Annotated in this window: 17 protein-coding genes; 8 read left to right on the forward strand and 9 right to left on the reverse strand. The window is 41.9% G+C overall.

Annotation, left to right across the window (positions count from 1 at the left end):
• Positions 1–29 precede the first annotated feature (29 nt).
• Positions 30–1,784, reverse strand: a complete 1,755-nt coding sequence (locus tag IMZ31_RS04160; RefSeq protein ID WP_207529346.1) for an alpha-glycosidase — start codon at positions 1,782–1,784, stop codon at positions 30–32.
• 344 nt (positions 1,785–2,128) lie between these two features.
• Here IMZ31_RS04160 and IMZ31_RS04165 point away from each other — a divergent pair, with 344 nt between their 5' ends.
• The 7 genes from IMZ31_RS04165 (at position 2,129) to IMZ31_RS04195 (ending at position 13,107) form a co-directional block, all read left to right on the forward strand.
• Positions 2,129–3,421, forward strand: a complete 1,293-nt coding sequence (locus IMZ31_RS04165) for a sugar ABC transporter substrate-binding protein (protein ID WP_207529347.1) — start codon at positions 2,129–2,131, stop codon at positions 3,419–3,421.
• 127 nt (positions 3,422–3,548) lie between these two features.
• Complete coding sequence (locus IMZ31_RS04170; RefSeq protein WP_207529348.1) at positions 3,549–4,853, forward strand: sugar ABC transporter permease; 1,305 nt, start codon at positions 3,549–3,551, stop codon at positions 4,851–4,853.
• Complete coding sequence (locus tag IMZ31_RS04175) at positions 4,853–5,695, forward strand: sugar ABC transporter permease (protein ID WP_036784994.1); 843 nt, start codon at positions 4,853–4,855, stop codon at positions 5,693–5,695. Before IMZ31_RS04170 ends, IMZ31_RS04175 begins: the two co-directional genes overlap by 1 nt.
• 70 nt (positions 5,696–5,765) lie before the next feature.
• Positions 5,766–7,295: an alpha-amylase family glycosyl hydrolase gene (locus IMZ31_RS04180; protein WP_207529349.1), complete on the forward strand. Its 1,530-nt coding sequence runs from the start codon at positions 5,766–5,768 to the stop codon at positions 7,293–7,295.
• Positions 7,296–7,326: 31 nt separating this feature from the next.
• A complete protein-coding gene (locus IMZ31_RS04185; protein WP_207529350.1) occupies positions 7,327–9,690 on the forward strand; it encodes a glycoside hydrolase family 31 protein in 2,364 nt (787 codons plus the stop codon).
• A gap of 6 nt (positions 9,691–9,696) precedes the next feature.
• A complete protein-coding gene (locus tag IMZ31_RS04190) occupies positions 9,697–10,764 on the forward strand; it encodes a LacI family DNA-binding transcriptional regulator (protein WP_305849407.1) in 1,068 nt (355 codons plus the stop codon).
• A 57-nt stretch (positions 10,765–10,821) separates the two neighbouring features.
• Positions 10,822–13,107: a glycoside hydrolase family 65 protein gene (locus IMZ31_RS04195; RefSeq protein WP_207529352.1), complete on the forward strand. Its 2,286-nt coding sequence runs from the start codon at positions 10,822–10,824 to the stop codon at positions 13,105–13,107.
• Between the two features lie 478 nt (positions 13,108–13,585).
• On the opposite strand, the gene IMZ31_RS04200 is transcribed toward IMZ31_RS04195, so the two are convergent.
• The 8 genes from IMZ31_RS04200 to IMZ31_RS04235 all read right to left on the reverse strand — a co-directional run bounded on the left by IMZ31_RS04200 (position 13,586) and on the right by IMZ31_RS04235 (position 21,703).
• The gene (locus tag IMZ31_RS04200; protein ID WP_207529353.1) at positions 13,586–14,701 is read right to left on the reverse strand and encodes an oxidoreductase; all 1,116 of its coding nucleotides are present in this window, start codon (positions 14,699–14,701) and stop codon (positions 13,586–13,588) included.
• 196 nt (positions 14,702–14,897) lie between these two features.
• Positions 14,898–15,767 (reverse strand): SDR family oxidoreductase, encoded by an 870-nt coding sequence (locus IMZ31_RS04205; protein WP_207529354.1) that lies wholly within the window; start codon positions 15,765–15,767, stop codon positions 14,898–14,900.
• A 147-nt stretch (positions 15,768–15,914) separates the two neighbouring features.
• Positions 15,915–16,109, reverse strand: coding sequence for a YppF family protein (gene yppF, locus IMZ31_RS04210; protein ID WP_036784979.1), 195 nt, complete (start codon positions 16,107–16,109; stop codon positions 15,915–15,917).
• Positions 16,110–16,322: 213 nt separating this feature from the next.
• Positions 16,323–16,463 carry a small, acid-soluble spore protein L gene (locus IMZ31_RS04215; RefSeq protein WP_207529355.1) on the reverse strand — a complete coding sequence of 47 codons (141 nt, stop codon included), beginning with the start codon at positions 16,461–16,463 and terminating at the stop codon, positions 16,323–16,325.
• Positions 16,464–16,505: 42 nt separating this feature from the next.
• Complete coding sequence (locus IMZ31_RS04220; protein ID WP_207530294.1) at positions 16,506–18,179, reverse strand: CoA-disulfide reductase; 1,674 nt, start codon at positions 18,177–18,179, stop codon at positions 16,506–16,508.
• Between the two features lie 177 nt (positions 18,180–18,356).
• A complete protein-coding gene (locus IMZ31_RS04225; RefSeq protein WP_207529356.1) occupies positions 18,357–20,519 on the reverse strand; it encodes a beta-propeller domain-containing protein in 2,163 nt (720 codons plus the stop codon).
• A gap of 122 nt (positions 20,520–20,641) precedes the next feature.
• On the reverse strand, positions 20,642–20,779 hold the full coding sequence (locus tag IMZ31_RS04230) for a DUF3941 domain-containing protein (protein ID WP_207529357.1): 138 nt from the start codon (positions 20,777–20,779) through the stop codon (positions 20,642–20,644).
• A gap of 63 nt (positions 20,780–20,842) precedes the next feature.
• Positions 20,843–21,703 (reverse strand): DegV family protein, encoded by an 861-nt coding sequence (locus IMZ31_RS04235; protein ID WP_207529358.1) that lies wholly within the window; start codon positions 21,701–21,703, stop codon positions 20,843–20,845.
• A 221-nt stretch (positions 21,704–21,924) separates the two neighbouring features.
• On the opposite strand from IMZ31_RS04235, the gene IMZ31_RS04240 reads away from it, so the two are divergent.
• Positions 21,925–22,770, forward strand: coding sequence for a YitT family protein (locus IMZ31_RS04240; RefSeq protein WP_207529359.1), 846 nt, complete (start codon positions 21,925–21,927; stop codon positions 22,768–22,770).
• The last annotated feature ends 37 nt before the right edge of the window (positions 22,771–22,807 follow it).

A 22,807-nucleotide genomic window follows, 5' to 3' on the forward strand; every position in this document is an offset into this window, starting at 1 on the left:
TACCCTTAATGGATACCTCTTTGTCTGCCTTAATATTGAATGATCTGAAACTGGTAAGGTTCTAGTGTACAAGACGCAGAAGGATCTAATGTTTCTTTGCTCCATACGTCCGTCCCTTTTTGATCTTGGAATTCCTTAGGAAGTGGAATGGACTGGGAGGACTGTGTCGGATTCAAAATAAACAATAGCGTTGTAGTCTCGTCTGATTTTTTATAAATAAGCGTATTCTCATCCGGATCTGCGTGTAATACGCGGAAGTCTCCATGATTACCAAAAGCCGGAATGTCCTTCCGTAATTGAATTAGTTTCTTTACAAAAGAAAACATCTCCTGGTCTTGATCTTCCTCATCCCAAATCATGCATTTACGACAGCCTGGGTCATGGTCACCTGTCATGGCGATTTCATCTCCGTAGTAAATGCAAGGTGTACCAATGAAAGATAGCTGGAAGAGGAAAAGCTGCATTACTTTATTTTTATCTTCCATGCTCTCCGTTAAAATGCGCGGTGTGTCGTGACTTCCAAGCAGATTGAATTGAACTTCATTTACGTTATCTGGGTACATATGAAGCACTTTCGTTAGTTCATCTGAGAATTCACGTGCGTTCATTTTGCCACGGGCGAAATAATTTAGAGAAGCTTCCGTAAACGGATAGTTCATGACGGCATCAAATTGATCTCCTAGAAGCCATGGCATAGAATCGTGCCAGATCTCGCCTAATATATAGGCGTCTTCTTTAGCTGTCTTCACGACGGATCGGAATTCTCTCCAGAACTGATGGTCCACTTCGTTTGCAACATCTAAGCGCCAGCCATCGATATTAAATTCTTCTACCCAGTAGCGGGCTACACCGAGAAGGTAATCTTTTACTTCTTGATTCTCTGTGTTTAACTTAGGCATAGATTTCTCGAATGCGAACGTATCATAATTCGGAGTTGGTCTTTCTTGGAGAGGGAACTCACGCGTGTGGAACCAGTCTTGATAGATGGAGTTTTCCCCGTTCTCTAAGACATCCTGGAAGGCCGGGAAGTAGTAGCCACTATGATTGAAGACTGCATCAAGCATCACTCGGATGCCTTTTTCGTGGCATGTGTCCACTAATCTTTTGAACGTCTCCTTATCTCCGAATTGAGGATCGATTTCATAGTAATCAATCGTATCGTATTTATGATTCGAGTAGGCTTTGAAAATTGGAGTCATATAAATGCCCGTGATACCTAACTCGACTAAGTAATCAAGGTGTTCAATAATCCCTTCGAAATCCCCTCCGAAGAAATTATCAACTTTCGGATCTTCGCTGCGCCATGGGACCGTACCTTCTGGATTTAGGGATGGATCACCATTCCCAAATCGCTCAGGGAAGATTTGGTACCAGACTGTATCTTTTACCCATTCAGGTGGAGTGAAGACATCGATGCCGTTAAGAAATGGGAAAGCGAAATAAAAACCAATATCTTCTGACGTAGGTTCGTCACGAAATCCCTTTTCTCCATAAATGGTTGTTTCGTTTCCGTCTGTTAGCTCAAATCCATATCGAAGGCGACGGAAGGGAGGTTTTACAGATGTAAACCAGTAATCGTAAAGCGCATCTGTACCTGATAAGCGCATAGGAGCCTTTTTATATTGCCATCCACTCTTCTTTTCAAAGTGATAAGGATCTCCATGAATCAATTGGACTTCTTTCGCGTCCCCTTTTTTCGTGCGTACGTAAAGATGAAGTTCTTCTTTTGTATACGCGTAGGCGAAGTTATTTTTGGGACGATGGTAAATTGCTTCTCGTAGCATAAAGCCACCCCTCTCCATTAATTTTACTTATTATAAGCAAGCGCTTGCATGAAGCTGTAATACTTAAAGGCTATTTTAATCGGATAAAGTTGTCAATTAGAAAGTAAGAGATAACTAGAATGTTTTTAATAGGTGAAAAGAATGTTAAAGCCTCTAGTTCATAGGTTTGACACAAAAATTATGAAAAAATTAAAAAAAGTATTTGTGTCTTGTAAAATTATATGTATAATAAAGGTAAGACAAGTGCAACCGCTTACACAAACAATCAATTAAACTTTGAAACTATATTTTTTTGAAGTTAATGCAAACGGTTGCAATTAGATCATAAGGGGAGGTCAATTGTTATGAAAAAGTTTCTGATGCTTTTGCTTACTATGATACTAGCCGTTGGAGTTCTTGCTGCATGTAGCGGGGACAACAGTTCTGAAAGCGGTGGTTCAACAGACGAAACAGCTGAGGGAGGATCCGGTGATGGCGAGGAGTCATCTGATGGAGAATCTGGCAAGCCTGACACACTGACGCTTTGGGTTAACGATGATGACAAGCAGGTTGAAGCTATTAAGACAATTACAGATAAATACACAGACGAAACAGGTATTAATATTGAAATGACTCGTATTAATATGACAGACCAAGTAGAGAAGCTAGATTTAGATGGTCCTACTGGTAACGGTCCGGATTTATTCTTCCAACCTCATGACCGTTTAGGGAACCTAGTTGTACGTGGTCTTGCTGAGCCAGTTGATCTTGGCGATGCGAAAGATGGATACACAGATACAGCGATTAGTGCTATGACATACGATGGCGACATCTGGGGTGCACCAGCCGTAATCGAAACATATGGTCTTTTCTACAATAAATCCCTAGTTGACAAAGCTCCTGAAACAATGGACGAGCTTATGGCTATTGCAAAAGAGCAAACTAGTGGCGGTAGCTATGGTTTCTTGGGTGAATTGAACAACTTCTACTTTGCGTATCCATTCTTCGCAGGTCCTGGTGGATATGTATTTGGTAAAGAAGATGGTACTTATGATACAAGTGACATTGGTTTAGCAAATGAAGGTGCTGTTAAAGGTGCTGAGAATATTCAAACTTTCTTTGAAGAAGGTTACATTCCTAAGGAAGTTAGCCCTGATATCATGAACGGTTTATTTAACGACGGAAAAGCTGCTGTTGTTATGACGGGTCCATGGGCACGTCCTGGTTATGAAGAAGCTCTTGGCGATGACTTAGGCGCAGCTCCACTTCCAAAAGTTGATGGAGAGCACATGCAATCATTCGTAGGGGTTAAAGCTTGGATGCTTTCTTCTTTCTCTGAAAACAAAGAGTGGGCGACAGACCTTATGACATTTATGACAAACGAAGAAAATGCTATGACTTACTATGAAATGGCGGGAGAAATTCCTCCACGTACAGCTTTACTTGAAGATTCTGCAATCGTAGAGGACCCAATTACAGCTGCATTTGCTGAGCAAACAAACTATGGTGAGCCAATGCCATCTGTACCAGCTATGCAACAAGTTTGGGAACCAGCTGGTAACGCTCTTCAATTCCTAGCTCAAGGTGACGATCCGAAAGACGTTATGGAAGAAACTGTACAAATTATTAAAGACCAGATCGCAGCGAGCGGTCAGTAATAGTAGGGGTGGATAGGAGGGATCTCCTATCCACTTATTATTCAACATTTGAGCAAACGCTTGCACAGCGATGAGCCGTATATCTCCATGTATAAGGAGACCATGAAGCAATAAGGGGGAAACGAGTATGCCACAAACATCACCAGCTACTAAAGATGTGAAGCAAAAGAATCACAACGTCAAATTGGCTACAATCCTCTCACTTGTATTTGCAGGTTTAGGGCAAATCTATAATAAGAGACTACTAAAGGGAATCATCTTCCTCATTTTCGAATCCGCTTTCCTAATCACGATGTTGAATTTTATTATTCACGGTGTTTGGGGGTTCATCACGCTAGGTGAGGTTAAAGGTGAGGACCACTCTATTATCTTATTAATAGAAGGGCTCGTTAGTTTAATCGTGATTGCATTTGCCGCTACACTTTATGTGTACAACGTCATTGATGCAAAACGCGATGCACGCCTGTTAGCTCAAGGAGAGCCAGTACCATCTGTTCGTAAACAAATTAAAGATGCCTACGATGCAGGTTTCCCATACATGATGGTTGGACCTGGTCTGGTTATGCTTGTATTCATTGTTGTATTACCACTTGCCTTTATGATTTCATTAGCTTTTACCGACTACAATTTATACAATTCACCGCCGAGAAACTTACTTAGTTGGGTAGGATTCCAAAACTTTGTTGATCTTGTAACGCTCTCTATTTGGAAGAAATCCTTCTTAAATGTATTAAGTTGGACACTAGTATGGACAGTCGTTGCGACAACATTACAAATCGCACTTGGTCTATTCCTAGCGCTTCTTGTAAACGATGAGCGTGTTAAATTCAAGAGAACGATTCGTACGTTCTTAATCTTACCTTGGGCAGTACCAGCTTTTGTTACGATCCTAATCTTCTCTGCGATGTTCAATGATACGTTCGGTGCGATTAACAAAGATATATTAAGTCAGTTCGGCTTGATGATTCCTTGGTTAACTGATCCAACTTGGACAAAAGTAGCGTTAATTATGATTCAAACATGGCTTGGTTTCCCATTTGTATTCGCCTTATTTACAGGGGTCCTACAAAGTATCCCAAGAGACATGTACGAAGCAGCCGACGTAGACGGTGGAACAAGGTTTCAGAAGTTCCGTTTTATCACATTTCCACACATTATGTTTGCAACGGCACCGTTACTTATCATGCAGTATGCACAGAACTTTAACAACTTTAACATTATCTATCTGTTTAACGAAGGTGGACCAGCTGTTCGTGGTCAAAACGCAGGTGGTACCGACATTCTAATATCTTGGGTTTACAAATTAACGTTTGATACGAATAACTACAACATGGCTGCGGCCATAACAATTATTATGGGACTTGTCGTTTCCATATTTGCATTCTATCAGTTTAGAAAAACTGCAGCCTATAAAGAGGAAGGTGAGATGTAATGAATAAAAAGACAAAATCTCGCATTGAGATGGGATTCATATACGCATTTATTTTGTTCATGTTCATCATAATCGCCTATCCGCTATTATGGACAATCGGTATTTCCCTAAATCCAGGAACAAACATGTTCTCATCTTCTATGATTCCTGAGAATATCACATTTGAACATTACAAATGGTTGTTCACAGATCCAAGCAGTGACTACTTGATCTGGTATAAGAATAGTGTGTTTGTAGCCGTAGTAAACTCTGTAGCATCGGTTATTATCACATCATTTGTAGCGTATGCGTTCTCTCGTTACAAGTTCGTTGGACGTAAGAATGGATTATACGCATTTCTACTCTTGCAAATGTTTCCGGCTCTAATGGGGATGGTTGCCCTTTACATTCTATTAAACCTAATTGGCTTATTAGATAACTTATGGGGCTTAATCTTAATCTACGTTGGTGGACAAATTCCATTTAACGCATGGCTAGTTAAAGGCTACTTTGACACGATTCCTCGTGAATTAGATGAAGCAGCGCGCATGGATGGTGCGGGACACTTCCAGGTATTCTTTAAAATCATGCTTCCGCTTGCGAAGCCGATTTTAGCAGTTGTTGCCTTGTTCAACTTCATGGCACCATTTACGGACTTCCTGTTACCGCGTATCGTTCTTTCAAGTCCTGAGAACTTTACACTAGCTCTTGGATTATTTAACTTCATCAACAACCAGTTTGCCAATAACTTTACTCGATTTGCGGCTGGGTCTATTTTAATTGCCATTCCAATTGCGCTTGTATTCTTATTCTTACAGCGTTATCTCATCTCCGGATTAACATCTGGTGCAACAAAAGGGTAATGGCAGAAGGCTACTATTTCATGTATTCTAGAGATTGAGAGAATACGATAATCTAAAGGAGGAGCGGAAAATGAAAAAGCGCGTGTTGACTACGCTCGTCATGATTCCGTTTCTTCTTTTTTACGCCTTCGGAGCCGAAGCTGCGGAAAAAGAAGAAGGAAGCTGGCAAGATGAGTTAATGTATTTTATTATGGTAGACCGGTTTAACAATGGGGATGCTTCTAACGATTACAGTGTAAATCCAGAAGATCCTAAAGCGTATCATGGTGGTGATCTAGAAGGGATTATCGAAAAGCTAGATTACATTAAAGACATGGGATTTACTTCGATTTGGATTACACCGATTATGGAGAACGAACCAAAAGGGTACCACGGGTATTGGATTAGTGATTTTAAAGAAGTTGAAGAACACTTCGGAACGATGGAAGATGCTAAGCGACTTGTAGACGAAGCGCACAAACGTGATATGAAAGTTGTCTTTGATTTCGTTGTGAATCATACAGGGTACCAGCATGAATGGTTAACAGATCCTTCTAAAGAAGACTGGTTTCATGAGGAATCGCGTATGGTAGGAAACTCACAGGATCAGTTAGAGAATGGTTGGCTTGCTGGGCTTCCTGATTTAAACACAGAAAACCCAGAAGTAAAAGAGTACTTATTTGATGCAGCTGAATATTGGATAGATGAAACGGGTGTAGATGGGTTTCGATTAGATACGGTTAAGCATGTGCCGAAAGAGTTTTGGAGTGAGTTTAGCGATCACGTCAAAAGCATTGACCCTGATTTCTTCTTAATGGGGGAAGTCTGGAGTGAAGACCCTCGGTATATTGCTGGATATGAAGAGGTAGGGATCGATTCGTTTGTTGACTATCCTTTTTTTGAAACCGCTACACAAGTCTTTAAACAACCAGGACAATCCGTAGCTGAACTTAGGAAAGTATGGCAGCGTAATGAAGCCTTCTACGAAGATCCTCATTCGCTTGGGACATTTTTAGATAACCACGATAATAAACGTTTTACAAGGCTTGCGAATGAAGCGAAGCAAAATCCAATTACACGCTGGAAATTAGCTTTAACGTATATGTATACAGCTCCAGGAATGCCTATTGTTTATTATGGATCTGAAGTTCCACTTGATGGCGGCGAAGACCCTGATAATCGCCGAATTATGAATTTTAAAGCGGGTGACGAGGAGCTTAAGCAACACATTGAACAACTCGCAGCCATCCGTAAGAAATTCCCTGTACTTACTCAAGGAAGCTTTGAGCAAGTCATTGATGAAGGACCATTTGGAGTGTTTAAACGAACATATGAGGATGAAGTCGCGTACATTGCGATTAATAATAGTAAAGAAACAAAGTCGGCAGTACTAGGCGAAGTAGTCGAAGGAGAGCAGCTTAGAGGGCTCATTCATGATTCGATTGTTCGAGATAATGGAAATGGCGAATATGAAATTGGACTTGACCGTGAAACAGCTGATGTTTATATCGTTGAAGAAGATACTGGAATGAACTGGATATTCTTTGGCGTATTAGCTCTTGTCATGGGAAGCTTCGTCGCTTTCGTTGTTCTTGTAAGCCGTAAGAATAAGAAATCTTAAACCAGAGTAATGGTGCAAAGGAGGGAATGGAGTGCTTGAAGATACGAGTTTTGCAATACACCCCGGTCAGAATCAGGCAATGGTGAACGGTTCTTACCGTGATGTTGGAACGGTACAATCCATTAAGAAAAGGGATGGAGGCGTGACGTTCATTTGCGATGGAGCGGACATTCACCTTCAGTTTTATCGTTCGGATATTGTGAGGGTGATTATGAATCAGAAGGGTGTTTCTGATTTAGCTTCTACTCCAGCGGTTGTAGCTGCTCTTGAATCAGTGAACGTTGGTGTTGAGGAGACGGATGAAAGGGTCTTAGTAAAGACCGATCGTCTTGTTGTTTCCGTCTCTAAACAGCAGTTTCGTTTGTCTGTTTTAACTCCTGAGGGTCAAGTTATTGTGTCTGAAGGAGACAAGGGGATCGGGTTTAAAGAAAACGGTGAAGTGATTTGCTACAAGAAAATGGAGCCAGAGGATCGTTTTTATGGGTTTGGTGAGAAGTCTGGGTTCTTGGATAAGCGTGGAGAGTCTTACACCATGTGGAATACAGATGTGTATGCCCCTCATAACCCGGAGACAGACCCGCTGTATCAATCCATTCCTTACTTTATGGCATTACGAAACGGACGCGCTTATGGGATCTTTTTTGATAACCCGTCTAAGACAACATTTGATATGAAAACAGAACAAGAGGTTTACTCTTTTAAAGGTGATAGTGGGAAGCTTGATTATTACGTGTTTGCTGGTGAAGGTCCAAAAGAAGTGATTGAACAGTACACTCATATAACAGGAAGAATGCCTCTCCCTCCGAAATGGGCAATTGGCTATCACCAATCCCGTTATAGTTACGAGAGTGAAGAAGAGGTACGAGCATTAGCTAATACTTTTAAGGAAAAAGGAATCCCTCTTGATGTGATCTATCTCGATATTCACTATATGAATGAATACCGAGTTTTCACATTTGATAAAGATCGATTTCCTAATCCCAAGAAATTGGTGCAAGACTTGAAAGAAGAAGGGATCCGAATTGTTCCCATAGTTGACCCGGGTGTTAAGAAAGATCCGGAATATTCAACCTATCAAGAAGGTGTCCGGAACGATCACTTCTGTAAGTATCTTGAAGGCGACCTTTACTTTGGTGATGTCTGGCCTGGAACGAGTGCTTTTCCTGATTTCACAGAGGAACGGACACAAAATTGGTGGGGGAAAATGCATGAGTTCTATACGGAGCTTGGAATTGAAGGCATATGGAATGATATGAATGAACCAGCTGTATTTAATGAGACGAAAACGATGGATACGAGCGTCATTCATAAAAATGAAGGTGATCCTAAAACACATAGACAGCTTCACAACTTATATGGCCTTTTGATGGGGAAAGCAACGTATGAAGGGATGGAAAGAAACCTAAATGGAAAACGACCATTCCTTTTAACAAGAGCTGGTTTTGCAGGCGTGCAACGGTATGCGTCAGTATGGACTGGCGATAATCGAAGTTTCTGGGAACATTTACAGATGTCGTTACCCATGTGTATGAATCTTGGATTATCGGGAGTTGCTTTTACAGGACCAGATGTAGGTGGATTCGCGCATGATTCAAATGGAGAGTTGCTGGCTCGCTGGACGCAAGTAGGGGCGTTTACTCCTTACTTCCGTAATCATTCGGCGATCGGCACATTGTACCAGGAGCCTTGGCAATTCGGCGAAGAATATGAAGCGATTATTAAACGTTATATAGAACTTCGATATGAGTGGCTTCCTCAACTATATTCGTTATTCCATGAAGCTCATTCGAAAGGGCTCCCCGTTATGAGGCCGCTCATGCTAGAGTACCCAATGGATGCGAAAACTTATGCTTTACATGATCAATTTATGATCGGAGATAATACGTTAATTGCACCAATCATGCAGCCTGAAGTCACAGACCGTGCTGTTTATTTTCCAGAAGGAGAATGGGTTGATTACTTTAGTGGCAAAGTTTATCAAGGTGGAACAGCACATTTAGTCCATGCAGAACTTGATACATTGCCGCTATTTATTAAAAAAGGTACCTTGATTGCTCAGAGCCCAAAACAACAACGGGCCATTACCGACCAAAAAGAATTAGAGCTTCACGTTTATGCTCATATAAATGGGAGTTATAACACTCAAGTTTATGATGATGATGGAGAGACGACGGATTATCGCTCAGGTGAATCAGTCAAGCTCAACGTATCCATACAATGTGAAGATCGTCAACTAGCCATTTCCTGTCACAATGAAATGGAGTGGCCGTTACCTTATAAACAATGTTCCTTCATCTTCCATGGTTTAGAAGAGGGGCAAGAAGTGTTGGTGAACGGAGAGAGACAATCGGGAGTTTGGACCGACCGGGGTTTGAGAGTAGAGGTTACGATTTAACCCTGAATCGATGTTAAGAAGGTGAGAAAAATGGGAATTACAATTAAAGATGTAGCAAAAGCAGCAAATGTTGCTCCTTCTACCGTTTCAAGGGTCATAGCTGATCATCCTAGAATTAGTTTGGACACCAAGAAGCGTGTGCGAAGAGCGATGAAAGAGTTAGGGTATCATCCGAATGTGAACGCAAGAAGTTTGGCCAATCGCTCTACACAAGCTCTTGGAATTGTCATGAAGTCATCAGCGGATAAAGCGCTTCAAAACCCATTCTTTCCTGAAGTGTTACGAGGGATTAGTGCTGTTGCGCATGAATTAGATTATTCGTTATACATCTCAACGGGCGAAACGGAAGAAGAAGTCTATGAAGGTGTACAACGTATGGTTTATGGCAATCGCGTAGATGGAATTATCCTGCTATATTCCAGGGTAGACGATAACGTGATTAACTTTTTACTAGAAAAAGATTTCCCATTTGTGCTAGTGGGGAAACCGTGTGAGCATATTGATCGTATTACACATGTGGATAACGATAATGTGAACGCATCCATTGATATAACAAACGAACTCATTAACCAAGGTCATGAGAGAATTGCATTTATCGGTGGGGATACTGATTTAGTTGTGACACAGGATCGCATGCGCGGTTATGAGATGGCTTTAGAGAAAGCAGGACTTCCGGTTCGTGAAGATTATCAAATCCATAAGGAGTTCTTAAAATCAGGTGGACGAGAAGCGGTTCATCAATTATTCCAGCTTGAAGAGCCCCCTACTGGTCTTGTAATCGTCGATGATTTAATGAGTATTGGAGTTGTCACAATGCTAGAAGAAAACGGCATAAGTGTACCTGATGATGTATCCATTGTAAGCTTTAACAATTTGTATATTTCAGAGATCACGCGACCTTCCCTTACTACGGTAGATATACAGATTTATAATCTAGGGAACCAGGCAGCGAAATGTTTAATTGAAAAAGTGAATAATCAAGATGAACCTGCGAAACGGATTATCGTTCCTTACGAGCTAGTTCGTCGTCAATCGAGTCAACACATAAGCCTTAACGGTGCTTCTACCTCGTAGAGATAACATTGTTCCAAACGGTTCCATATATTTTAAGAAGGGCAGAGGTGAGCCAATATGAAACGTATTATTGAAGTAGATCCATGGAAAGTCGTTGAAACAAGTCTCCATCCAGAAGAAAATCGTTTAGCCGAAAGTTTAATGAGTATCGGGAATGGCCACATGGGCATGCGCGGCAATTTTGAAGAAACGTACACAGGTGAAACGCACGAAGGCACCTATATCGGAGGCGTATACTATCCTGATAAAACCCGAGTTGGCTGGTGGAAGAATGGATACCCTGAATATTTTGCTAAGGTATTGAATGCTCCTAATGTTACAGGTATTCGGGTTGTCGTTCAGAATGAAGAACTTGATTTAAACACATGGAACGTGATGGAATTTAAACGAGAGCTCGATATGCGTCATGGCCTCTTGCGCCGTTCTTTTACAGCTGAAAATGGAAATGGAGAGCATGTTCAAGTGAACGTTACACGTTTCTTCTCTATTGCTCATCCTGAACTTGTAGCGATTCGGTATGAAGTAACCCCGATTAACTTTAGTGGTACAATCTCTTTCCAACCATTCCTAAACGGAGATGTACGAAACGAAGACGCGAACTATGATGAAGATTTCTGGGAGCCTGTCCATCATGAGGTCTCAGAACAAGCGGGTGTGTTAACGATGAAAACCCGTAAGACGGAATTTGAAGTCTCAGCCGCAATGCGAACAGCAGTGGAAGGAGCAGACGTTACCATTCAGGCGATGGATGACCAGGAAGAATATATTGATAATGTAATGGATGTAGCGGTAACAGAAGGACAACCCGTTACGTTTTATAAATATGTAGCCGTTACTCAAAGCAGAGACTATGATTCTGCTGAGCTAGCTGACAAAGCTCAAGGGTTTGTAACAGAAGCCTTTGAAAAAGGATTCGACCAGTTGCTTCAAGAACATCAAGGAGCATGGGAGAAGCGCTGGAAAAAAGCTGATGTAACGGTAGGTGGCGACGCGGAAGCACAACAAGGCATTCGCTATAACATCTTCCAACTGTATAACACATACACAGGTGACGATCCGCGTTTAAACATCGGTCCGAAAGGGTTCACGGGTGAAAAGTATGGCGGAAGCACGTATTGGGATACGGAAGCTTACTGCTTACCGTTCTTTTTAGGTACGGCTGACCCGGCGATTGCCAGAAACCTTTTAATCTATCGGTATAATCATTTAGATCAAGCTCGTGCGAATGCTCGTAAGCTTGGATTAGAAGGCGCTCTATACCCGATGGTGACGATGAACGGAGAAGAGTCTCATAATGAGTGGGAAATCACGTTTGAGGAAATCCATCGTAACGGAGCCATCGCTCATGCAATCTGGAATTATACGAATTACACTGGAGACACAGCTTACTTGGCTGACTATGGATTTGAAGTGCTAGCTGAGCTCAGTCGTTTCTGGGCGAGCCGCGTCAACTATAACCCACGTAAAGATCGCTATATGATCCTTGGTGTGACTGGGCCGAATGAATATGAGAACAACGTGAATAACAACTGGTATACCAATCGCATTGCAGCGTGGACGCTTGAGTATACACTAGGTGTGGCACTATTTATCGAACGCCAACATGGTGCTCGATACTATGAACTTCTAGACCGGCTGGGGTTATCATCTAGTGAATTTGATCAATGGAAAGACATCATTTCAAAAATGTATTATCCGTATGATGAGGATGCAGGTGTCTTCCTTCAACAGGATGGGTTCTTAGATAAAGAGATCATGCCAGTCGCAGACCTTGATGAAAAGCACCTTCCGTTAAATCAAAATTGGTCCTGGGATCGCATTCTTCGCTCTTGCTTTATTAAACAGGCGGATGTTCTTCAAGGACTATACTTCTTAAATCATAAATTCTCTAAAGAAGAGAAGAAACGCAACTATAATTTCTATGAACCAATGACGGTCCATGAATCAAGCCTCTCACCTTGTGTTCATTCAATCTTGGCAGCAGAGCTTGGGTACGAGGAAAAAGCGTATGAAATGTATGTACGCACAGCTCGTTTGGACCTGGATAACTATAACAACGATACAGAGGATGGCCTTCATATTACGAGTATGGCAGGATCCTGGTTATCGATCGTACATGGTTTCGCTGGCATGCGTGTCGTTGACGGCATCCTTCACTTTAATCCGATGATTCCAGAAGAGTGGAAGGATTACTCGTTCAAGATTAACTTCCGCGGGCACCTTCTGAAAATCACGGTAAATCACGATGAAACCCTCATCGAGCAAGAAGAAGGAACACCACTTCAACTCGTACTAAATGAAGAAACACGCACCATCGAAGCACCAAAAGTCGCTACCCCCTAATGAACAATACATGCAAAAGCCCCCTCCTTAAGGAGGGGGCTTTTGTGCTTTAGCAAGATGCAGGGTGCCAGGCACGCTTTCGTGCTTTAGAGGAGAGCAGGGTGTCAGACACGCTTTCGTGCTTTAGTGTGAGTGGGTGGGAGCGGCTCAAGTTCGGATGGTCTGGCTCAAGTTCCGGGCGAAGCAGCTCAAGATTCAGAAAAAGTGACTCAAGTGGTCAAAATTTCGGCTCAAGTTGAGAAGGAACGGCTCAAGATCGAAGAGAATAGCTCAAGATTGATAGGGACTGGCTCAAGATCCTCGGAAAGTGACTCAAGATGATGACGTTGTTCTTTGAGGAGTGGATGTAGAGAGATTTTGAAAAGTGGAATCGGCTCAAGCCTTAACAAAACCGGCTCAAGTACAGCAGAAAGCAACTCAAGAAAAAACGCTCAGATTAGAGGTCTGAGCGTTTTGTTCCATCACTAAAATGCATCAATTACTTTTTTGTTTGAATATCTAAAGATAACTCGTGATCTTTAATATACGCCTCTGGGAACAAAATGGATTCCGCATCAAATTCTCGTAAAGATTCACCTTTTGAGACAAGGTTAGGAGTGTCAGGGTTAGCGAGCGCGCCTGTACCAAGGGTCACATAGTCTGCTTTCTCATCTGTGACAGCTTCTAAGGCTTGGTCTGGATCACCGAGCTTACCGTTGGCCATAACGGGCAGGTTCGACTCTTCACTAGCGGCTTTTGCCATTGAACGAGTCCCTTCGCCGAATCCAGGGGCAGTGCCGTCACCGTCTGTAACGTGAATATAATCAAGCGGCAGATCACCTAGTGTTGAAAAGATGTGTTTCGCATCTTCTTCACCACCTGGCCAGCGATATTCTTGGTCTGCGACTTTGCCTTGTGATAAGCGAATGCCGACCATGAAATCTGGTCCGACTGCTTCGCGCACAGCATTCACAATTTCTTGAATAAACGTTAACCCACCTTCTAGACCACCGTAACGATCGGTGCGCTGATTCATGTAATTGGTTAAGAATTCATCAAGAAGGTAGCCGTTAGCGCCATGAATTTCTACACCATCAAAACCGGCCTTCTTTGCCTGGGTTGCGGTGAGAGCGAATGCTTCTTGAACTTGTGCGAAATCATGAGCGGTCATTTCTTTAGCTGTCTTAAACGGACCTGACCCACCATAAAATCCTAGTTGCTCTCCTTTAGGGGCTACAGCCGAAGGAGCAATCGTTTCATCTGTATAAGCATTGCCCTGGGTCTGAGCACCAGCGTGCATGAGCTGGGCAATAAAGGCTGTTCCATGGTTATGCAATGTATCTACAATCGGTTTCCAGGCATCCACATGCGCATCAGTAGCTAAGCCAGGTTGATTGAAGTATCCTTGGCTATGCTTCTCATCAATATAGATCCCTTCAGAAATGATAGTACCAAAACCACCTTTGGCGTAGCGTTCATAATAATCACGCATACGGTCATTAGCGCGGCCGTCACTTTCTGCTGAAACACGGGTCATGGGAGCAACGATGTATCGGTTTGAAGTTGCCACATTTCCAAGCTTTCCTGATTCAAATAATGCGCTGTATTGGCTCATGTAATAATCCCTCGCTTTAACGAAATTATGATTTCTCTATCCTAAATTTGCAGTTTCTCTATTGACTTTAACCGCCATGTCTCATTATCAAACCTATCAGTCGGTTTTAACACTGCATAGAAGTAAAGCGTGTCAGACACCCTTTCATGCTTTAGCGAGACGAAGGGTATCTGACACGCTTTAGTTTGGTAAAGTTTTATCCGTTTACGATTATGCCGCCGTTTATGTGAATCATTTGGCCACTGATATAAGAGGAGTCTTGGCTTGCTAAGTAGACGTAGGCGGGTGCGACTTCTCTTGGTTGTCCGGCTCTTTTCATAGGAGTATTAGATCCAAATTGAGAGACTTTCTGAGCGTCAAATGAGGCAGGGATTAAGGGTGTCCAGATTGGACCTGGTGCGACTCCGTTTACTCGGATTCCTTTCCCAACCAGTTGTTCAGATAACGAACGCGTAAGTGCTGTAATAGCACCTTTTGTTGCTGAATAATCCACTAAATCTTTGGAACCTTGATACGCTGTAATAGAAGAAGTATTAATGATTGTACTTCCTTTTTTCATATGTGGAAGAGCAGCCTTCGTCATATGAAAATAACCAAATACGTTTGTCCGGAACGTTTTTTCCAATTGTTCAGCTGTAATGTCTTCAAAGTTTTGCTGAGGGTGTTGTTCTGCAGAATTATTCACAAGAATATCAATCTGGTTAAAGGACTGCATAACTTCGTTCACAGCTGTTTGGCAGAAGGATTCATTCCCAATATCTCCTCCAATTAACAGACATTTTCTGCCTTCTCGTTCGATGATTGTCTTTGTATCATTTGCGTCTTGTTTTTCATTAAGGAAGATAATAGCAACATCGGCGCCTTCTTTTGCATAATGGACGGCAACCGATCTGCCTATCCCGCTATCGCCACCTGTAATAACGGCAACTTTTCCTTTAAGCTTTTCGCTCGGTTTATACTCTGGGTCAATAAATTCAGGTAAAGGCTGCATTTCGTATTCATAACCTGGCTGATGATTTTGATGTTGAGGGGGCTGTTGCTGAGCTTGTTGATGTTGTTGTGGCATCGTCATTCCTCCTGGTGTGCATTTACTTTTATCATGTCCAGAGGTTCCTTAATGAATGAAAATTAAGAGAAGATATCAATTGGAAGTATGTGGTGGAAGTGATGAAGGGGACTAGAAACAATAAAAAAACCGATGCAAAAGCATCGGTTAGACCGTTTCGATTTCATTGTGTGAGGATGTAGCACCTTCTTCGTGTAAGTGTTGAAACAATTGACGATACGAGTGAAAGTCCAGTTCTCCATTTACATACATGCGTTGACAATAGTCCAATAATTCATTGGGTGAATCAGGCTGTTGGTTGAACTCCTTAACATACGATTGAAGCAGTTCTTCCAGGTGCATATCATATTCCTCCTCATGTGTTGTTACAGTATATGGTAACACACATTTAAGGAGATAAAAGAGGTCTGAACAAAGTATAAATATTCAGAAAAATACCTTTATCACACTGCAGAACGAAAGGGTGTCAGACACCCTTTCGTTCTCCAATGCAATAAAGGGGGACAGACACGCTTCAGGTCAATAGTGTGGTGAAGTGGGTCTGTCCCTTTTGGTTTAGATTTTTGTGTTTTTGGTTTTGGCTCTTTGTTGTAGTTCTGTTTTAGGTTGTTGGTCCGCTTTGTCTTCTGTATAGCCTTGCGGATTAATGTTAGCTCCGCCAGTCTTGCCGCGGTTGTTGTTTTTTCGTTTGCTCATGCGATCCACCTCCACGTTTAGGATGTGAAGATGGCACAGTTCTTATGCTTGTTCTGCTTGCAGTTCCTTTAGATCGTTCATAACGGAAGAATAGGTTTTATAGCCACCTTCTAGATTTTTAATAAGGAAGCCGTGCTGATTAAGTAACTTCGTTGCCACATATCCGCGTAACCCCGCTTGGCAATAGACGGTGATTGGCTCACCCTTTGGTAACTCCTCCAAGCGATCCCTGAGATCATCAAGGGGAATGTTTACGGCATTTCGAATTGCACCATTACTAAATTCTTTAGAAGTTCGAACATCTAGAATCATACCCGCCGCATTCGCAATTCCGTCCATTTCATCCCAGTGAACCACTTCAACCTCACCTTCAACAATGTTTGAAGCGACGTAGCCAAGTAGGTTAACAGGATCTTTGGCAGATGAGTATGGAGGAGCATAGGCTAATTCAAGATCAGGCAGATCCATAACGGTTAATCCACCTTTAATCGCTGTAGCTAACACATCGATTCGTTTATCAGCACCTTCTTTGCCAATGATTTGTGCTCCGTAAATGGTACCCTCAATAGGATGGAACAATAGCTTCATGGAAAGTGGCGTTGCATTTGGGTAATAACCAGCATGGGAACCTGGATGGATGTGAATAGCTTCATATGGAAGCCGCATCGCTTTCAGTTGTTTTTCATTTTTGCCTGTAGCCGCAACAGTAAGGTCAAAAATCTTGGCAATGGATGTGCCGAGTGTGCCGTTATATCGAACGTCTTTCCCGTAAATGTGATCAGCTACAAGACGTCCCTGGCGGTTAGCAGGCCATGCAAGCGGGATCATGGTTGGTTGCCCAAATTGATAATCTTTAACTTGAACGGCATCACCAACTGCATAGATTGATGGATCGTTTGTTTTCAAATGATCATCGACGATAATACCGCCTCGCTCATTTGTATCAAGACCCGCCAGGGTAGCTAACGTATTCTCAGGTGTAACACCGATAGAAAGTACAACAAGGTCTGTTGAAATAGACGTACCGCTTTCGAGTATAATTTGTTTCCCTTGCTCCTCAAAAGCTTTCACACCGTCATTTAAATAGAGAGTTATTCCTTTTCGTTTTAACTCTGTATGGACAAGTGCTGCCATTTCTCTGTCGATAGGAGCCATCACTTGTGGAGACTTTTCAACAAGAGTAACATTAAGCCCCCGATCAACAAGATTCTCCGCTAGTTCTAAACCAATAAAACCACCACCGATAATCGTAGCACTTTGAGGCTGTTGATCTTCTAAAAATGTATAAATTTTATCCGTATCCGGTATATTTCGCAAAGTGAAATAGTTGGACTCTGCTAGGCCTGGGATTGGAGGGACGATCGGCTTTGAGCCTGGAGAGAGGATGAGTGTATCATAACTCTCTTCGTATTCATCTCCAGATGGTAGGTGTCGGACAGTTACCGTCTTCTGCTCACGATTAATACGGACAACTTCTGTTAAAGTACGTATGTCTAAACCAAAGCGAGCCGTCATCCCATCTACAGTTTGAACAAGTAATTTGCTTCGATCCTTAATGGTACCGCCGATATAGTAAGGGAGCCCGCAATTGGCATAAGAAATGTAAGCCCCGCGTTCAAACATTACAATATGACTGTGTTCATCTATACGACGAAGGCGCGCAGCAGCTGTAGCGCCTCCTGCTACTCCACCAACAATGACAATTTTACGATTCATCATGAACTCATCCTCTCTTTTGTATACCCTTACCCGTATTTTATTCCTGGATGAGAAGAAAGTAAATACGGTTTTGACGAAGATTGTGACAATTTAGAGGATGATAATAGTTACTCTAATCAATGCTTTTTTTTTTGAATAAAAAAAGCCCCGAGATTTTCTCGGAGCTTTATCACCTTATTCATTTTCTTGTTGTTTACGCCAAGAGATGGTCTTTACTTCTTCCATGGTATTTAAATCGACGCCCTTCAACTCGTTATGAGAAAGTGTAAATAAAGTGTCGTTGATGGAGATTAAACGAGTGATGCGAGATTCATAGCGCACATGTGGACGATCACCATCCTCGTTTGTGATCGTTGTCTGAAGTTCAAATCCATTTTCTGGTGTGATCTTATAAAGGTAAGCTCCCTGAGCCTTTCGCTCATATTCTTCGGATACTTGGACCGGGAGACCAAATAAGTTTTCTTCTGGGTGAATGTAAAGGGCTTTGTGATCGTGGCTGACATCCGTGTAGCTGCCCTTTCCACCGATAATCGCTACATCTTTTTCAACTGGATTTGAAACGTCACTTACATCAAATAGAGAAAGTTTTACCCCTTTTGTCACAACCCGTTCCCTTCCATCTGACTTGACGATTTCAGTATCCTGGCCAATACCAATTAAATGGTCTTCTCCAAGGGGGTGCAGGTAATCGCTGAAGCCTGGGATTTTAAGTTCTCCGAGTACTTCAGGGGAAGAAGGTTCTTTAAGGTCAATTACAAACAGTGGATCAACTTGTTTAAATGTAACCATATAAGCTCTATCCTGCATAAAGCGGACGCTATAAATTCGTTCTCCTTTTGCTAACCCTTCAACTTTACCAATTGGAGTCATGGATAAATCGAACGTATATAAATTATTGAACGACGGATTCTCATCTCCCCAAAATTGTCCAGTGGTTGTTGCGACGCGGAAGGAGTCATCTCGCTCATCCATAGCAAATTGATTGATTAAGTGGCCTGGTACATCAGCTTCACCGTTGTAGATAAGGTCGCCGTTTTTTACGTTGAATTGATAAATTCTAGTGCTTTGTTCAAGGTCTTCTGGGAATGAGGATGTTGCAAAAAATGGCTCGACTCGAAAATTCCTAGAGTGTGTGGCTACGTACAAGTGATCTTTAGACATATAAACGGTATCTCCAGCACCAAGGTACGTCTTTACATTTGCGGGTGTACCGTCGTCTGTAACATCAAAACTTGCAATTGTTAGGAATGACGAGTCTTTACTCCCTGGAAGCTGATGCATCTTCCCGTAAGGAATGGGTTGGAAGTCTTCACTCACGGCAGAATCTTTAAAAAGTGGTCGAACTTCTTGATCATTCTGCTTCTTTTCCTCTAAACGGTGGATGGATGTGTACTCGTTGGACAGGACATAAACTTGACCGTCAATCATTCTAGAAGTCAAATAGTTCCCCTCAACGTTAAGATCCCTCATCTTTTCAGGAGAGGCAGGGTCCGAAACATCATAAACACGGACGGCCATATGACTTCTAAAGTTTGGCATAATCATAGACTCTGCTGCTGATGCTTCCTCTTTTGGATCTCGTGGAAGCGATTGCTGTTGATGGCCAAGGACAACGAGTCGATCGTTGTATAGAAATAGTTGATTTGGTATAAAGTCTTCATCATTAATTTTGGAGAGGACTTTGGCTTCCTCAATAGGAGAGCCTTTTGCAATGACAATGTCATCGTTTCTGGCATAGTAAATGTGTTCACCGTCATTCTTAACGAGATCTGCTTCGTCGACACCATTCACTTGAACATTCGTCTCGGATGAACTGCTTGCAGAATCCTCTGAAGAAGCACTAACATCCGCGCTTTCTTCAACAGTTTCAAATTGCATAGATGATCGTTCATTTTGGAACTTCTTTAAAATCGCCTTCAATTCTTCTTCAGAACCAATCGTAGGGAGTTCCTTTGAGGTGGTGAAGGTATACGTGAAATCTTTAGACAATTCAACGTCTCGGACAGAGGTTACGCCTTTTGAGATCGTTAAGGTATAGTCTTGATTCACTTCGTACCCATCTTTAGGTGCAAAAATATTCAACGATTCTCCGTTCCCGCTGATTTCAAAGGTGGTAGGTACTTTTTCTCCTGTCTTCTTGTTAATCACTCGAATCGTTTCATCTGTGAAGCTTTCTTTGTTCATTTCTTTAGAAAAAACAATCGTCCAGTCTTTGTGTATAGGAACGACTTCACTTTCTTCTTTTACTTCTGCAGAAACGCCCCAGTTTGCAACTCCATATAAGATGATAAAAAGAGACACCACCAAAGCAATCCCTGTTATAACCATTCGCTTCATAATCATTCACCCTCTTCACTTGGTTTCTTACTTAGTCGTCTTAAGGAGGAAAAAGTTTCATGTTATGAGGGGATTTGGGCGAAAAAACGCCTGAGGAGCTTTCCCTCAGGCGTTTTCGTTCTTTATTTATGATCGGTTTTCTTTGAGAATTGACGCTCGCCGTTTTGACGAGCTGCTTCTCGTTGTTCGTTCTTCCGAGCTCGTTTTGCATTATTATCTAATGCTTTCTTGTTGTTGTCACCAGTATTCCTTGTAGCCATATCAGACACCTCTTTTTTCTAATGGTAAGAACACATCATTAGATTGTGTGAAAAGAGGGTAGATTATTTATAAGGAGCATTTAAGAAAAATAAAGCAATTGTGCCAGGTCCAGCGTGCGCGCCGACAGAGGCTCCTACTTGATGAATATGAATATCTTTTGTTCCGAACTGTTCACGAATCATTTCGGCAAGTTGTTCAGCTCGTTCGAGATCATCACCGTGACTGATGGCAATAGGCTGGCTCGCCAAATTGACGCCTCTTTCTTCCATAACTTCAGTCATTCGTTTAAGTACTTTTTTCGCGCCGCGTATCTTCTCAAGTGGAATGAGTTGGCCGTTTTCAACATGAAGAAGTGGCTTGATCTTCAACATGGTTCCAAAAAACGCTGCAGCTTTACTGACACGGCCTCCGCGTTTTAAGTATTCTAAATCGTCTACCGTGAAAATGTGTTCCATGTGCTCAAAGTGGTAGCCGGAGAGCTCTTTAATTTCATCGAGTGACTTTCCTTCTTTGGCGAGCGCTGCAGCACGAAGGACAACAAGTCCATACCCAAGAGAAGCACAATGCGTATCAACGACGTGAAGATTGAAACCTGGATACGTTTCTTGTACTTCTTGTTGCATCATCTTAGCTGTTTGGTACGTTCCTGATAATTCGGAAGAGAAGGCAAGATAAAGACAGTCCTGTCCTTCTCTCGCAAAGTGCTCAAATAGTTCTTTGAAACTTTGAGGAGAGACTTGTGATGTTTTAGGAGCTTTCCCGTTCCGCATCGCGTCATAGACTTCTTTAGGCTGAATCGTTTCGCCGTCTTTATAGTCTTGGTCGTCTAAGTGAACCGTTAGGGAAAGGCGTGTTATACCATGTTCCTCCATAACCGATGTAGGCAAGTCGCAAGCAGAATCAGCAATAATTCGTACAGACATACTTTCACCCTTTTCTGTAATATATAATGAATACTAGATTAATGTGGTTTAGACCGTGGTCCTATTGTCATAAGTGTAATCGTAGCAGACAGGATAGTCAAAGCATTTAGCAAAAAGTGGTTTAAAGGGTAGGGGTTTTATGATATATAGAGAAGAGAGACTCATCATAGTATTAATCCTTGCACGAAACAAAACAGAAATCCAGAGATTAGGAGGGCGTCATGTTTCTTCCAGAAATCAAACGAATTATTATTGTTATACTAGGGGCTATACTAAATTCCATCTCACTAAACTTCTTCCTTATTAAGGCAAATGTTTATGCAAGCGGGTTTACAGGAGTTGCCCAGTTGCTCTCAAGTGTCATGCAGGATTATATAGGGTTTGGAATTACGACCGGTGTGCTACTCTTCATTTTAAATATACCGGTTATTATTTTAGGTTGGTATAAAGTAGGAAAAGGGTTTACAATTTATAGTATCATTTCAGTTGTATTTACCACGTTCTTCCTTGAAGTCATTCCTGTTAAACAACTATCAACTGATATTTTATTAAATTCAGTATTTGGTGGTGTAATTGGAGCATTAGGTGTCGGCCTCACATTGAAGTGGGGTGCTTCAACAGGTGGTATGGATATTGTGGCGATGGTGTTATCCCGTATAAAAGATCGCCCAATAGGGACTTATTTCTTCTTTCTTAATGGATTAATTATTATATTAGCAGGCTTGCTATATGATGAAGAAAAAGCTCTTTATACCATTGTAACACTTTATGTATCGACCCGTGTTATTGATGCCATTCATACGCGACATGAGAAACTGACAGCTATGATCATTACAACCGAGGCAGAAGCCTTGCAACGTGCTATTCATTCAAGAATGGTTCGAGGCATTACAAAAGTTCCAGCACGAGGGGCTTTTACCAATCAAGAAAAGGACATGCTGATTATGGTTATAACACGTTATGAATTGTACGATCTAGAACATACGATTAAAGATGTTGATCCACATGCCTTTACAAATATCGTGCAAACAACAGGTATATTCGGATTCTTCAGAAGAGATGAGTAAATGTGTAACGAAATGACTATTTAGAACGACTAATGTA

The organism is Pontibacillus sp. ALD_SL1, assembly GCF_017355605.1.